The sequence below is a fragment of the Pseudoalteromonas sp. 20-MNA-CIBAN-0454 genome (genome assembly GCF_040308685.1).
In the GTDB taxonomy this organism is placed as follows: domain Bacteria; phylum Pseudomonadota; class Gammaproteobacteria; order Enterobacterales; family Alteromonadaceae; genus Pseudoalteromonas; species Pseudoalteromonas nigrifaciens.
In genome coordinates this window covers 9,720-24,834 of sequence record NZ_JBEOOB010000007.1, presented here as the reverse complement: position 1 = coordinate 24,834, position 15,115 = coordinate 9,720, and the positions used below count along the sequence as shown (strand labels likewise).

Genomic DNA, 15,115 nt, shown 5'->3' with positions numbered 1-15,115 from the left:
AGTATGTCTATAAATTGCTTTCATTGCCTTGAAAGTGTACCTAACGGGTTTAGCGCACACGTAGTAATCGATAATAAATCTCAGCCAATGTGTTGCATTGGCTGCCAAGCCGTTGCGCAAAATATTATTGATCAAGGCATGACCGACTATTATAAATATCGTACCGTTCAAGCTGGTAAAGTAGAGCAGTTAGTGCCAGAGCAACTCGCCTTTATTAAAAGCTACGACAATGAAGATATTCAAGACGAATTTATAACGACCAATGACAACTTCTCAGAAGTATTGCTCAGCGTAGAAGGTATAACCTGCGCAGCTTGTGCATGGCTTATAGAAAAGCAATTACTCAGTTTAAAAACAGTAAAGCGTGTTGATGTTAATACCTCAACTAACCGCGCGATGGTGCAATGGGATAAAACCGCCACCCCATTGAGCGAAATTATTACTAGCCTTGCTAAAATTGGCTATAAAGCCTATCCGTTTCAGTCCGACTTAGAAGCACAGCAAAAACAGCAAACCGCAAAAGCCTATATTCGCCGCTTAGGTGTAGCCGGTTTAATGACCATGCAAGTGATGATGTTTGCTTTTGCTATGTACTTTGGCATGTTCTCCGGTATGGACAGTAATTTTGAGGAATACTTTAGGTGGATCAGCCTCGTTTTAGCTTCTCCGGTTATTTTATATAGCGCACTGCCCTTTTTAACTAATGCCATTAATGGTTTAAAAGCAAAACAGCTTAATATGGACTTACCCGTCTCGCTGGCTATTTTTGGTGCATTTGGTGCTAGTTGTTACGCTACATTTATGCAAGTGGGTGAGGTGTACTTTGAATCGGTATGTATGTTTACCTTTTTATTGTTATTAGGTAAATACCTAGAATTTAGAGCACGTTTAAAAGCCAGTGAATTTACAGCTAACTTACAAAAGTTATTGCCACTAACCGCCCGTACTCTCGATGCAAATGGGCAAGAACATATTATTGCCGCTAAAAAGCTTAAATTAAACGATATTATTCTAATTAAAGCCGGCGAAACTATTCCTGCCGATGGTATTTTAATTAAAGGTAAAACCAGCGTTGATGAATCAATGATGACCGGAGAGCACCTACCGGTTAATAAGTTTATTAATCACAGTGTTTACGCCGGCACAGTCAATCATGACGGCATTATTGAAATAAAAATCAATAAAATAGGCCAAAGCACGCTGCTAAATCAAATAATTCGTCTACAACACAATGCACTTAGCAAACGCCCTAAACTAGTAGAAATTACAGATAAAGTTGCTCAGTGGTTTGTGGCTGTGTTACTTATATTTGCATCGGTAACCGCATTTGGCTGGTATCAAATTGCCCCTGAGCAAGCATTTTGGATCACTATTTCTGTACTCGTGGCTACGTGTCCTTGCGCGCTAAGCTTAGCTATTCCAACCGCATTAACCTGTTCGGTAGCCAACCTTACTCGTAAAGGTATTTTAATAAAACAAGCGCATGTGCTCGAAACTCTATCTAAAATCACTTTATTCGCATTTGATAAAACCGGCACGCTAACCCAAGGACGCTTTAGCTTAGATGCGGTCGATATACTCAGTGAAGAGTACACTAAAAATCAAGTGCTTGAGATTGCAGCCCAACTAGAGAGCTATTCAGAGCACCCAATTGCCCGTGCGTTTAGCCAATATAAAGTACCAGGGCATAAACTTAACGACATTCAATTACATCCAGGCAAAGGGATCAGCGCACAGTACAACGACACTCATTATGCTATTGGTAAAAGTGGCTGGTTTAATAGCAAAAAAACTAACGCGCAAGCAACTTTGTATATTAATCAGCAACCTATTGCCCGTTTTTACTTTGTCGATAAAATAAAAGATGATGCGAGTACGTTAATTAACGCTCTACACACACATAAGTTAACGTGTCATATGCTTACTGGCGATGCGTCTGATGCGGGGCAACGTATAGCTAAAAAACTTAAATTACACAGCGTGCAATCGGGCTGTAGCCCTAAAGACAAACAAACAGCGGTTGAGCAATGGTCAACACAAGGTGAAGTGGTTGCCATGGTAGGTGATGGGGTAAACGACAGCCCAGTATTTGCCAGCGCGCACTTATCAATCGCCATGGAAACTGGGGCCGATATTTCAAAAAATAGCGCCGATGTGGTTTTGCTCAATAGCGATTTAGCCTCAATCGAGCACCTATTAATAGTTGCCAAAAAAACTAGGCGTATTATTAAACAAAACTTAACTTTGTCTTTATTGTATAATGGCTCAATATTACCGTTAGCTGCAATGGGGCTGGTAGCGCCTTGGATGGCTGTTATTGGTATGTCGACCAGCTCAATTATTGTGATATGCAACTCATTAAGGCTGTTAAAGTTATGAGCATAATTTACATTTTAGTTCCTATCGCTATTTTATTTGTACTAATAGCTATAGGAGTATTTTTTTGGGCAGTAAAAGGCGAGCAATTTTCTGATTTAAATAAACAAGGCCATAGTATCTTGTTTGAAGATGACAAAGAGCAGCATAACAAAAGTAATGATTGACCCTATTTTTGTCAGTGCTTTTTTTATGGGCCTAATTGGCAGCGGCCATTGCATTGCAATGTGTGGTGGCATAGCCAGCTCATTGCAATTAGCCAGTAATAAACGCCAAACTCTCATTTACTCTTTTGCTTATAATATAGGCCGAGCGCTGAGTTACATGCTTGCAGGCGCATTAGTGGCAGGCATTAGCAGTAAATTTGCCACGCAAAACTCTGTTTTTGCATTATCACTGTCTTTTATAGCAGGCATTTTTATGTTGTTGGTAGGGGTATATATAATGCGCTTAGCAGCTACCTTACAATGGCTCGAAAAAGTAGGTAAAACCTTAGTTTGGCAACACCTAGTTAAATTTAATAAATATTTAATGCCGATTAACTCGCCATTTAAAGCTCTTGGGTACGGCGCTTTATGGGGCTGGTTACCCTGTGGTTTAGTTTATTCAGCACTTACTTGGGCCATGACCAGCGCAAATGCGCTTGATGGTGCATTAGTAATGCTGTGTTTTGCACTAGGTACATTTCCCGCGATGATCACAATAGGCGTTAGTGCAAAAAAACTGAGCACCCTATTTAATCACCATTGGACGCGAATAATATTAGGCAGCGTAATAATTTGGTATGGTATTTATTTACTGATCATTGCAACAGATAAGCTTGTGCATTAACATTGATCATATTGTGGCTTGAATTTTAACGGATTGAATTTATGGATTTTTCTCAAGGTCGTGCTAAAAGTAATTGTGCTATTAGCTGTAATAACTGCAGTATCAGCCAGTTATGTTTACCCTTCTCTCTTAATGGTCAAGAAATGGATAAGCTTGACGAAATAATCGAGCGCAAAAAACCATTACACAAAGGCGACTTTTTGTTTGAGTCGGGCGCGCCATTAAACGCTATTTATGCTGTGCGTTCGGGTTCGTTTAAATCTTATACTTTATCTGAGCAAGGCGATGAGCAAATTACAGGTTTTCATTTAGCCGGTGACTTAGTTGGTTTTGATGCAATAAGTAAAATGATGCACCAAAGTTTTTCACAAGCGTTAGAAACATCTATGGTATGCGAAATTCCGTTTGATACCCTTGACGAGTTAGCAGGCAGACTCCCGAAGTTACGCCAACAAATAATGCGCTTAATGAGTAGCGAAATTACCTATGATCAAGAAATGCTGTTACTGCTTAACAAAAAATCTGCCGAGCAACGCTTAGCCAGCTTTATTTTTAACTTATCTGAACGCTTTGGTGAGCGTGGTTTTTCTCGTAAAGAATTTCGCTTTACCATGACCCGCGGCGAAATTGGCAATTACTTGGGTTTAACCGTTGAAACAATTAGCCGTTTATTGAGTCGCTTTCAAAAAGCCGATTTAATAAAAGTTGAAGGCAAATTTATTACTATTTTAGATAACGATGCACTGGCCAAAGCAGCTGCAATAGTAAAGCCCCGCTAATTAGCCTACTTACGTTGTAATATTCAAACCATTTAATCCATTCGATTAAATGGTTTGATCTAGAACAATAATATTTGTGCTATCCCTTTCACTGTGCTCTATTTACGTTACACTCAAGGTACACCCGTAAAGTGAATGGAGCTTGCACATGAACACGATTAAACGCATTCTTGCGGTTATTGACCCCACCAAAGACGACCAGCACGGTTTAGCTCGTTCGATTGATTTAGCTAAAAAATCTGGTGCGAGTATTACCGCCTTTATGACGGTTTACGACTTTTCTTATGAAATGACCACTATGCTCTCTGGCGATGAGCGCGAAGCTATGCGCAAAGCCGTGTTAAACGACCGCGAGCTTTGGTTAAAAGATTTAGTATCGCCTTATCAAAATGTTAATATTGATACACAAGTTGTTTGGCACAATCGCCCGTACGAAGCCATTATTAATACCGTTATTGAGCAAAGCTTTGACCTTGTTATTAAAGGCACTCATCAACACAGTACACTTAAAGCCGTTATTTTCACCCCAACCGATTGGCATTTAGTACGAAAATGTCCATCTCCGGTTTTATTTGTAAAACAAATGGCATGGCCTGCAAATGGCAACATTTTAGCGGCTGTTAATGCAGTGAGCGAAAACGAGCAACACTTAGCGCTTAATAAACGTATTATTAAAGACGCACAATTTTTAGCAGAACTGGCCAACGCCCAACTAAACTTGGTGAACGCCTACCCTGCGACACCAATTAATATTGCCATAGAAATACCTGAATTTAACCCTGGCATTTATAACGAGTCGGTTAAAAAACATCATCATCAATCTACTAATGCACTGGCTGATGAGTTTAATTTACCCCCTGAGCAGTGCTTTATTGAAGAGGGTTTGCCTGAAGACGTTATTCCCGATGTAGCAAAACGTTTAAACAGCGAGTTGGTGGTTATTGGCACTGTAGGGCGTACTGGTTTAAGCGCGGCCTTAGTAGGCAATACTGCAGAGCATGTAATTGATAGCCTAGATTGCGATGTATTGGCACTCAAACCCGATGGTTATATAAGCCCACTCGCAAAAGATTAAATTTTGTTACCGGGCATTTTAAGTATATAATGCGCCCCTTTATTTTTAGCAAATAACTTTGCCGTATTGTTTAATAAGGGGGCGTAATTGTCTCATTCAGATCAAGCTAAAGCTCAATTTAACTTAACCAAGCTTCAAAAGCGTTTACGCCGCCAAACAGGTCAAGCCGTCATGGACTTTAACATGATTGAAGAAGGCGACCGCATTATGGTGTGCTTATCTGGTGGCAAAGATAGCTACACTATGCTCGACATGCTGCAACACTTAAAACGTGTAGCACCGATTAAGTTTGAGCTATTTGTTGTTAACTTAGATCAAAAGCAACCTGGCTTTCCTGAGCACGTTTTACCCCAGTATCTAGATAAACTAAATGTTGAATACAAAATTGTAGAAGAAGACACCTACAGCATAGTGACCGATATTATTCCTGAAGGTAAAACGACTTGTTCACTTTGTTCGCGCCTGCGCCGGGGTATTTTATACCGTACTGCTAAAGAGTTAGGTGCAACTAAAATTGCGCTTGGCCATCATCGCGATGACATGATAGAAACCCTATTTTTAAATATGTTTTACGGCGGCAAACTTAAAAGTATGCCAGCTAAGCTAATGAGCGATAACGGTGAACATATGGTTATTCGCCCACTTGCATACTGTAAAGAAAGCGATATTAGCCAATATGCGTTTGTACAGGGCTACCCTATTATTCCGTGTAACTTATGTGGCTCGCAAGAAAACCTACAGCGTAAACACACAAAAGATATGTTAGCTAAGTGGGACGCAGAGCACCCAGGTCGTATAGAAAGTATTTTTACCGCTATACAGAACGTTGTACCGTCGCATTTAGCAGATAACCAGTTATTTGATTTTACTAATTTGCAAACTGGCGAAGTAATTGATGGTGGCGATATTGCCCTAGACAAACCAGATATTCCAAAAGTGCCAATTAATAGCTTACAAGATGAAGATGCCAGCAAAGAAGTGGTTACTATTAATCTGAGCTAACTTAAAGGTTATATATAAAAAGGGTTTGCCATGGCAAACCCTTTTTATTGCACCCACCTAAAAGCTTAATCATTCAAGCTTTAAACGCTCATATAAACCAGATGCCCTAGACACACTTTTATTCATTGCCAGTAACAATACTTTTTTATCTGCCACCAGCTCAAAGGTATTTTTAGCACGCGTTATGCCGGTATACACTAACTGCCTATTTATCCCCATGCGGGCTTGTTTTAGCGGCGGCAATACCATGGCGGTGTAGCTAAACTCTGATCCTTGTGATTTATGTATAGTCATTACATATACTTTGTCGTGCGCAGGTAAGCGTGCTGGTGAAAACGCGCGTTGATTCCCCTGCTCGTCTATAAATAGTGCTTTAAGCTGGCCGCTTTCATCGGGCATTAAAATACCAATGTCGCCATTAAACAACTTAAGCTGATAATCGTTTTGGCTGACCATTATTGGCATACCGGTATAATGACGCTGATTCGGGCTTAGGGTAATAAGTCCTTGTTGTTGTAAAACGCGCTCAATACGCTGATTTAAACTATTAACTCCGTAATCACCTTCACGTACTGCGGCCAGTAACTGATAACTTGCAAAGGCTTTATGCACCTCTGCAACGCTTGCACCTTGAGCAATTAAACTAAGGTAATGTGTGTATTTACTTGCAGCGCTTTTAACCAATTTTTCGATAGGTTTAGCTATAAAGTCGTAATCTAAAATCACATCCTTAAAACGCCCCTCAACACTTTCTTGCTCAACGTAATTTAAAACACCTGTGTTATTGGTATTTACCGCTAACGCAAGTTGACCAATACCACTTTGTGCATCAAAGCGGTAGCTGTGTTGTAAAAATGCAATGCAATCGGCAAGTTTAAACGCGCTATTACTTTGCGCTATTAATTTAGCTTCGCCGTTAAAGCATAAGTTATTTAGCTCATCACATCGTGCAGGTGAATAACCAGGTGTTTGCCCCAGTACTAACCCTTGGCATAAGTCGCTCATTACGCTGCCGGTGTCTACCGAGGCCAGCTGATCTTTATCACCTAAGAGTATTAACCGTGCATGTGCAGGTAATGCCTCAATTAGTTTTGCCATCAGCGATAAGTCGACCATTGAGGCTTCATCTATAATCAACACATCTAAATGCAGTGGATTCGCTTTATTGTGCCTAAATTTATTGGTAAAGGGTTTTACCCCTAATAATCGGTGAATAGTTTGTGCACTTTCGGGGATTAACGTTTTAATATCAGCGGGTATATTAGTGAGCTTATCTTTAGCGCCTAAAATTGATTCGCTTAAACGCGCTGCAGCTTTACCTGTAGGTGCCACCAGCTTAATACTCAGCGGTGCGGTTTTGTAAAGCGACTGTAAAATGGCGAGTAATTTAGTCACAGTGGTCGTTTTACCAGTACCTGGGCCGCCAGTAATAACGCTAAAACCTTTGGTGGCTGCAATAGCACAGGCTACTTTTTGCCAATCGGTGGTAATGTTTACATCGGGTGTAAAATACTCATTAAGTAGCGCAGCTAATAACTCATTATTTATATTAAGTTTACGCTCGCTCATTGTTAGTAAACGGCTCGCTAATGTTTGCTCGTATCCGGCAAGGCGCGCAAAATAAAGGCGTTGATTAAACAGTTGCAGTGGTTTGTTGGCTCCAACGCTTGTATGGTTTTGTAAATAGCTAAGCACCTGCTCATAATTAAACCCTTCACTAAACGGGCTTAGCTTATCTGGCACGCTCCCTTGTGCTTTACTAAAGTCGCTGCGGCGTAAATTAAAAGGGTTACTCCAATCAACCTCGTTTAAGGTTAAACAACTATGCTGGCTTTGCTGCGATAAACACAGTAATAGCACCAGGTAAAACATCTCATTGTGCGCCTTTTCGCTATCGCTGTTACTTTTACTGAGCATTTCAGCTAACTTTACATCCACAATGCGAATGCGGTTTTCGCTAAGTAAATAAGTAAGTAAAGGTACTGCTGTGCTTAAAGTAGGGTTTTGCTCATTTAGCTCAAGCTCCTGCTCTAACCCTTGATCAAAAAGGCCCGGTTGATTATTTAGTTCACTCATAACATGGCTCCTTGGCTAAACAAGCCATCTAAAATAGTCACTTGCTCAGTGGTAAGCTTTTTAAAGTACACACCTTGCCCAGCTGGCATGCCACGTAAAAAGGTGTAATACACGCCGCCTAAATGAGTTTCAACTGAGTAATCAGCTATACGCTGTTTTAGCAAACGATGCAGCGCTACGGTGTAAATTAAATACTGTAAATGGTACTGGTGGCTACTCATGGCTTGCTCAAGCATATCGTGCTCGTAATCAGCAGCGTTACTACCTAAGTAATTAGATTTATAATCTAAAATATAATATTTACCTTGGTGGCAAAATATTAAATCGATAAAACCTTTTAACAGCCCTTTTACGTGGCTAAATTCGAGCTTACTGTGCTCAAAACCAAAATGTTTTATAAGAATTTCATTAAGCTGCGGCGCACTTAAACTTTTAAGCGGTAAGTTAAACTCCATTTCTACTAGGCAATCGCTTGGCGCTAGTTGGCTTAAGCTCAGACCATTACTATTAACTAAAGAGCTGTTACCTGAGATATTATTACCTGAGGTACTATTACCTGAGGCATCAGCATTAACATTGCTATCGCCATTAAGCGGGCAAGCAAGAACGTCTAATATCCACTGCTGAGTAACATCTTGCCAGTGTTCACTAATATGGTACTTCTCTAGGCTGCGTTTAATAACGTCTGCTAAATTGTGCTCTTTATTAACTGGGTGCTCTATTGGGCTAGTAAAATCTATTTGCTCAAAAATTTCGTGTAAACAACTCCCCGGTTTTGCCCCTTTAGGAAAGCTATACGCAGAAGGTGCTTCGTCTTCTTGTACGGCAAATTCATCTTTTTCATGATCCTCATCACTGCGCCCAGGCGCTAGGTGGTCGATATGCTTTTTAAAGCTCAGCGCACTAAAGCTAGTTGCTCGCCAATTACGCTCAATATTGGCTGTTACATTATTTATACTCAATGTTTGCTGAGCATCAACGTTATTATTAAAGCTTAAAGTACCTTGAGCTAATAAATCCTCTGAGGTGAATTGCTGATAATCCATACCTGTATGCTCGCTGCAAAAATCGGCTAAATGGTTACGCCAAATTTGACTGCTCGTAATTTCAAGCCCTGCAAATAACACATGCCCCAGGGCGCTGCTTTGTATTGCCAAACGGCTACTTTGCCCCTGGCCAATGTTATACATACCAATAGCACAAAAGTGTACCGCGCGAGTGAGTGCTACATACAGTAAGCGTAAATCTTCGGCAAGGCGCTCTTGCTCTGCTTTTTGCAGTGCGTCATCCCCTTTACTTAAATCGTAAATTAGTGTGCCATTATTATGATACAGCGCTTCTTTTGTTTCACGATAGCCACTAGCAAAGGGCATAAATACCAGCGGATACTCAAGCCCTTTTGAGGCGTGCATAGTCACTATTTTAACTAAATTAGCGTCACTCTCTAGGCGTACTTGCACTGTTTCGCCATCTTGCTGGCTTACCTTTTGTGCAAACCAGCGCAGTAAACGCAGTGTACCCTCAAGCTCAATTTGTTTTTGCTGTAGTATTTCGCCAAGGTGCCTAAAGTCGGTAAGCCAGCGCTCAACGTTGTAGCCTAAGCCTTGCCATTTAGCACTAAGTTGATTGTGGCTCATTAAGCGCTCAAGCATTGCCATAGCGCCTTGCTTGTTCCAAATATGGTTAAGTTGCGCAAAAAAGTTTAAGTGCTCTTGCCATTGTGCCTCGTCATCTGCCAGTGCATATATTTCGTTATAGCTTAAACAAAATAACGGCCCTGCTAACACCCCACGTAATAGCGACTCATCATACTGGCCATGTAACGCAGTTAAAAAATTAAGTAAGTGATGGCTAAGCTCTTGGCTAAACACACTCTCGCGCGATAAATACACGCTGGCAATTTTAGCGGTGCTTAAGGCCTTTTTCATTATTTGCGCCTCAACACGGTCACGCACTAATATACAAATATCTGCAGCGCTTACTGGCTTTTCTCCAATACAGGCACGACCTTGCTCGGCCTGCGTTAGTAAGGTGACTATTTTATTGGCAAAAAAAGTGGCTAAATGCTGCTGCCCAATGGCTTTGCCAGTCGGCTTGTTTTTTTCATCTGCGGCGGTGTCGCTAAATACACAAAATTCAAACGCAGTGGCTGGTTGTCCGTCAATCAAAAACGATTCGTCTGCTTTTTTACCTTTAGCGGCTACTGCATTAAACGGTATGGCATCGTTATAAATAAAGCTGTTAGCGTGCTTACCAAATAAGCTGTTTACGCTGCTTACTACATCGCTGCTAGAGCGAAAGTTAGTACCTAGCGTAAATTGCTGCTGTTTTTGCACCGCTTCTTTGGCACCAATATAGGTAAAAATGTCTGCGCCCCTAAAACCATAAATAGCCTGTTTAGGATCGCCAATCATCGCCAGTGTAGTGTGCTCTTGCTGGTAAATTTTACTAAAAATACCGTACTGAATCGGATCGGTATCTTGAAACTCATCTATCATAGCCACCGGAAACAACTGGGCAATTTTTTGCGCCAGTACATTGCCTTGCTCGTTATTTAATGCACTGTGTAAATTGCTAAGTAAATCATCTGGGGTGATCACGCTTTGCTCTTGCTTGCGCTTTATTACGGCTGCTTTTACCCACTTTGCCGCATGCTGCACAACAGCAATTGCTAACCCTTGGTTTATGGTGTTATTAAGTGCAGCAAGCTCGTCAAATTGACTCAGTAATGAATGTGTAAACAGTGGCTGATTTTTTTTATAATTGCTTATATCGCTTAAGTTTTCGCTACTCCATATCTCAAACGAGTATTTACTAGTACCAAATTCAAAAAACAAATCGCCGCCTAAACAAAAAGCTTCAAGTGCTGCAAGGCTGCCTTTGCGCCCTGGCGTTTTAGAACCACTTAAGCCAGAGCCTTTAATAGCAGCTATAAACTCTTGTTTTAACACCGCTTTTTTAAATACAGGTATTAGGCTTATATACTCGTCACGCGCTTGCCATACGTCATCTAAGTTTACTTGCGGGGTAATTTGCGCATTGGCTTTATTTAAAATACTCGTCACTTTGCCAAACAAAGCTTCTGGCGCGGAAAATACACCTAAAATAGCATCGGTTTTTTCTTTATTGAGTGGATATACAAAGGCGCGCCAAAAATCTTTAATGGTTTCGAGCAATATGTCGCGCTCATCCAAAATAAACTCTAAGTTAAACGCCACACCCGACTCAAACGCGTGTTGTTTTAGCATGCGCTGACAAAAGCCATGAATGGTAAAAATAGCCGCTTCGTCCATCGATTTAGCCGCTGCATCGAGTAAATCAAAGGCGCGGTGTTTATCATCAACTGCAGCTATTACCCCTGCAATAAGCTCATCTTTTGGGTCTTGCCCAAGAAGTGCATCGCGCGCGGTGATAATGCGATTACGCACGCGGTCTTTAATTTCTTGCGTGGCAGCATCGGTAAAAGTTACCACCAGTATTTGCTCAACGCTTAGCGGCTTATTTAATAGCGAGTTTGCATCATCGGCTATTTGCATTCCCAATAAGTAACGTAAATATAGGCCAGTAATTGTATACGTTTTACCCGTACCGGCACTGGCTTCAATTAAGCTTTGCCCTGTTAGTGGCATAGTAAGTGGATTAAGCGCTTGCATGGTCACTCTCCTTAGCGTGTGCAAATAACGGGGCAAGTAATTTATCGCTCCACTGTATAAACTCGTCTTGGCAATCGTTGAGCGATTGTACCGTTAAGCGAATATAGGGGTTTTCACCCTCGCCTCGCCCTATGTATTGCGGGCTAAATTTACTCATGGCTTTTGCTATATCGCCGCCGCTTTTTACGTACTCGTAACCACTTACCGGAAAAAACGCCACGGGTTCGTTGCGCAGTGCTTTGTATAATTCAAACCAATCAAGTAACAATGCATCGGCATCAACTTTACTTATTGGCGCAAAGGCAACTTGTTTATCAAGCCCAAGTATTAGCGTTTCTACGTGTTGCTCCATACTTTGCGCTGCTAGGTGATAAATAAAGCCTTTAATTAAATCTTTCGCTTTTATACTCGCGCTGCGATAAAACACCTGCTTTTGCAAATAAATATGGTTTAACCAGCCTTCTATTTTGGTATTTTCTAGTTCAAGGGCTACCTCTATAGGATCGCTTTTGCCCCCTTTAATTTGCTCTTTCACTTGCCCTGCCAATGCGTCTACTCGGTGCTGCATGCTCTCAAATATTAAGCTACCTACGTTGGCTTGTGGTAGTTCGCCGCGTTGCAATATTTGTTCTGTACTAAGTGGCAGCTCGTTAATGTTGGCTTCGAGTATTTCATCAAGGTAAAAATAGCGGCGCAATGCGTCTAGGCTAAAGGGCTCTTCGTCTTTTACTACTTCGTTAAATTGCGGTAATCGCAATCCTAAACTTTGTTGATAAAAACTCTCTTGGGCGTTGCAAACACTGCGAATAAACACATCGAGCTCTAACTGCTCAGGCGGTGTTGCATTAAGCGCGCTCACGACTTGTGGGGTTATTGACTCACTTGGCAGCCAAATTGGATTATAGCTGTGGTTGCTCAGCACAGTGTTTGCTTGCTCATTGGCTAAATAATAATGGCTATTAAAGGGCTGTAAATGCTGTTGGCTAATTAAACACTCTGGCAGTGTTTTTTCGCTGTCGTCGCTTAATGCAAAGCTACGCCCAATATATTCTAGCAGCTCGCTCACAAGGGTTGATGGCATGCGCGGCTGGTTGTCAAAACACGAGCGACCAATGTAACTCATGTATAAGTTATCGCGGGCACTGAGTAGCGCCTCTAAAAATAAGTAACGATCATCTAATTTACGTGATCGGTCACCTTTTTGTTTTTTAGAATAAGGCACTAAGTCAAAACCAATCGGCTGTACGTTACGCGGGTAGTCGACATCATTCAAACCCAGCATACACACCACTTTAAATGGCACGGCGCGCATTGGCATTAGGGTACAAAAGTTAACTTGCCCCACTAAAAACCGCTGCCCTACGCCTTTTTCTTGAATGCCTTGTTTAATTAAGTAACTAACAATACGCTGCGATACCGCTTTGCTGTAGTCGCCATTATTATGATGCTTTTGTAACTCTTCGAGCACGTTTTGCAGCACCAATAAATCCCAGCTGTCGTCGCTTTCGCTCTCGTAAATTGCACTAAGCAACTCGCTTAAAACATGCGCTTTGTTGGTAAGCGTATCGTCGGGCGTTAATTGCTCTTTAAAGCTTTGTAGCACATCAATAAAATGCACTAGCTTATTAAGCGTATCAAGCGCCATGCCTTCTACTTCATCGGCGCTATAAATGCCGTTAAACGGGCATTGCTCGTCGCGCATCGCAATACCTAGTAATAAACGGTTAAGCCCGTGTTGCCAGGTATTTAAATCGATAGCGGGTAAATCAAAGCTGCTTTTATGATCGGCATTTATGCCCCATTTAACGCCAACACGTTCCAGCCAATATTGAATTTGCTCGTACTCGTGTGCCTCCAGGCCAAATTTTTCGGCTATTTGTGTCACTTGTAATAAATCGAGAATATCCGACACACCAAAGCGCGAAAACGGTAAATTAGCTAAACTCGCAAATGAGCTAAGTACGGGTTTTTCTTGCTCTATGGCTAAATCGGCCAATGCGTAAGGAATAAAGCGGCTGCCTTGTGCGCCACCAAAAACGGCTTCAATGTACGGGCTGTAAGTGCCTACATCGGGCATCATTACTATTATGTCTTTGGGGGTAAGCGCAGGGTTTTGATTAAATAAATTAAGTAAGTAGTCGTGCAGGCGCTCAACTTCTCGAAGCGGTGTATGGCAATCGCTTAGCGTAATACTGGTGTCGGTTGCACTTATAGGCAATTTACCTTCGTCGTTTATAAACCACTCTTTGTTATCGGTCAGTGACTCACCTTTAAACGCTAGCTGATAAATCTCGCTTTGTATTTGCCCAAGTAAGGTGTCGTCAAACACATCAATAAAGCCATCAACCCAACGGGCATCTAGCTGTACTAGCTGCTCAAAGTAATCGCGACCTAATTTACCCCACGAGGATAACAGTGGGTTGCCTATAAAGTAGTATTCTTCATCGGGATTAGTTTGCTTTTTTTGCTGCGCTTCCACCAGCGGCATTTTGGCGTATTTTGCACTTATTTTAGCGGCGGTTTTTTCATCAATAATATCGCCCCAATAATGCTCACTGGGATTAAAAAAGAATAAAAACACCTCGGTTTTTTCACTCAGCGCTGTAAATACTTCAAGCTGCGAGCTGGCAATGGCCGATATACCAAATAAACTAATGCGTTGTGGTAATAAGCTGTTGTCCATTGTCTCAAGCGCTGCTAGTAGCTGTCCTTGCATATTCGCGCGATGAAACTGACTTTGCCCAAGCTCTTGGCTTAATTTTACAATGCGTCGCCATAAATCAGGTTGCCACGGGGCAATTGTTACATCAACATCATCAAGTTCATCTGTACCACTATCCCATGTGGCTATCCAATGCGGGCGGTACATTAAATATTGGTCGTACACGTCGGCTATTTTTTCACACAAGGCAAAGGTTTTTTGGCCGTCAATATCGCCCTCTAAATAGGTTTTTAGCGGTAAATACAGTGGCTCATCAATACAGCTTGGTAAAATAGCAAACAGTTTCCATGCAAGGTTGGGTTTATTAAACGCCGACTCTTTAGGTACATTTGGTAAAAGTTGCTGATACAACTGCCAAATAAAGCTCGAAGGCAGCGGAAAATCAACCTGCGCCGCTACACCTAAGCTTTCGCTCAAACCAATTTTTAACCACTGCGACATACCCGGAGACTGCACCAGTACCACTTCTTTGTCGAATAGGCTTGCTAATGGGTTGGTTTTTAATAACTGATGAAACTGCGCTTGCAGTGCTTCCATACGGTTTGATTGAATAATATTGAGCATACTTACCTGTCCTTGCTTGAGATAAAACGAGTGTAAG

Annotated in this window: 9 protein-coding genes; 6 read left to right on the top strand and 3 right to left on the bottom strand. The window is 41.5% G+C overall.

The window, feature by feature from the left end; all coding sequences use genetic code 11:
• Nucleotides 1–3 precede the first annotated feature (3 nt).
• From AAEZ22_RS04870 to ttcA, 6 genes are all read left to right on the top strand, one after another.
• A complete protein-coding gene (locus AAEZ22_RS04870) occupies nucleotides 4–2,379 on the top strand; it encodes a heavy metal translocating P-type ATPase (protein ID WP_341255538.1) in 2,376 nt (791 codons plus the stop codon).
• The gene (gene ccoS, locus AAEZ22_RS04865) at nucleotides 2,376–2,543 is read left to right on the top strand and encodes a cbb3-type cytochrome oxidase assembly protein CcoS (RefSeq protein WP_008109812.1); all 168 of its coding nucleotides are present in this window, start codon (nucleotides 2,376–2,378) and stop codon (nucleotides 2,541–2,543) included. The genes AAEZ22_RS04870 and ccoS overlap by 4 nt, the downstream gene beginning before the upstream one ends.
• A complete protein-coding gene (locus AAEZ22_RS04860; RefSeq protein ID WP_179807964.1) occupies nucleotides 2,536–3,207 on the top strand; it encodes a sulfite exporter TauE/SafE family protein in 672 nt (223 codons plus the stop codon). Before ccoS ends, AAEZ22_RS04860 begins: the two co-directional genes overlap by 8 nt.
• 41 nt (nucleotides 3,208–3,248) lie before the next feature.
• Nucleotides 3,249–3,986, top strand: a complete 738-nt coding sequence (locus AAEZ22_RS04855) for an FNR family transcription factor (RefSeq protein ID WP_058373651.1) — start codon at nucleotides 3,249–3,251, stop codon at nucleotides 3,984–3,986.
• A gap of 148 nt (nucleotides 3,987–4,134) precedes the next feature.
• Nucleotides 4,135–5,061, top strand: coding sequence for a universal stress protein UspE (uspE, locus tag AAEZ22_RS04850; protein WP_086994913.1), 927 nt, complete (start codon nucleotides 4,135–4,137; stop codon nucleotides 5,059–5,061).
• Between the two features lie 87 nt (nucleotides 5,062–5,148).
• On the top strand, nucleotides 5,149–6,063 hold the full coding sequence (ttcA, locus tag AAEZ22_RS04845) for a tRNA 2-thiocytidine(32) synthetase TtcA (RefSeq protein ID WP_086994910.1): 915 nt from the start codon (nucleotides 5,149–5,151) through the stop codon (nucleotides 6,061–6,063).
• Nucleotides 6,064–6,132: 69 nt separating this feature from the next.
• Here the strand turns inward: ttcA and recD are convergent, their stop codons facing one another.
• Genes recD through recC form a run of 3 tightly spaced genes read right to left on the bottom strand, consistent with a single transcriptional unit; the run spans nucleotide 6,133 to nucleotide 15,078 of the window.
• Entirely contained in the window at nucleotides 6,133–8,139 is a 2,007-nt protein-coding gene (recD, locus tag AAEZ22_RS04840) for an exodeoxyribonuclease V subunit alpha (protein ID WP_352296383.1), read from the bottom strand.
• Nucleotides 8,136–11,792 (bottom strand): exodeoxyribonuclease V subunit beta, encoded by a 3,657-nt coding sequence (recB, locus tag AAEZ22_RS04835; RefSeq protein ID WP_352296380.1) that lies wholly within the window; start codon nucleotides 11,790–11,792, stop codon nucleotides 8,136–8,138. Before recB ends, recD begins: the two co-directional genes overlap by 4 nt.
• A complete protein-coding gene (recC, locus tag AAEZ22_RS04830) occupies nucleotides 11,779–15,078 on the bottom strand; it encodes an exodeoxyribonuclease V subunit gamma (protein WP_352296377.1) in 3,300 nt (1,099 codons plus the stop codon). The genes recB and recC overlap by 14 nt, the downstream gene beginning before the upstream one ends.
• Nucleotides 15,079–15,115: the final 37 nt, after the last annotated feature.

What these genes read in the sequence shown, in the direction of transcription:
- AAEZ22_RS04870 (WP_341255538.1), top strand. Translation starts at nt 4, where the DNA reads ATGTCTATAAATTGCTTTCATTGCCTTGAAAGTGTACCTAACGGGTTT.
- ccoS (WP_008109812.1), top strand. Translation starts at nt 2,376, where the DNA reads ATGAGCATAATTTACATTTTAGTTCCTATCGCTATTTTATTTGTACTA.
- AAEZ22_RS04860 (WP_179807964.1), top strand. Translation starts at nt 2,536, where the DNA reads ATGATTGACCCTATTTTTGTCAGTGCTTTTTTTATGGGCCTAATTGGC.
- AAEZ22_RS04855 (WP_058373651.1), top strand. Translation starts at nt 3,249, where the DNA reads ATGGATTTTTCTCAAGGTCGTGCTAAAAGTAATTGTGCTATTAGCTGT.
- uspE (WP_086994913.1), top strand. Translation starts at nt 4,135, where the DNA reads ATGAACACGATTAAACGCATTCTTGCGGTTATTGACCCCACCAAAGAC.
- recD (WP_352296383.1), bottom strand. Translation starts at nt 8,139, where the DNA reads ATGAGTGAACTAAATAATCAACCGGGCCTTTTTGATCAAGGGTTAGAG.
- recB (WP_352296380.1), bottom strand. Translation starts at nt 11,792, where the DNA reads ATGCAAGCGCTTAATCCACTTACTATGCCACTAACAGGGCAAAGCTTA.
- recC (WP_352296377.1), bottom strand. Translation starts at nt 15,078, where the DNA reads ATGCTCAATATTATTCAATCAAACCGTATGGAAGCACTGCAAGCGCAG.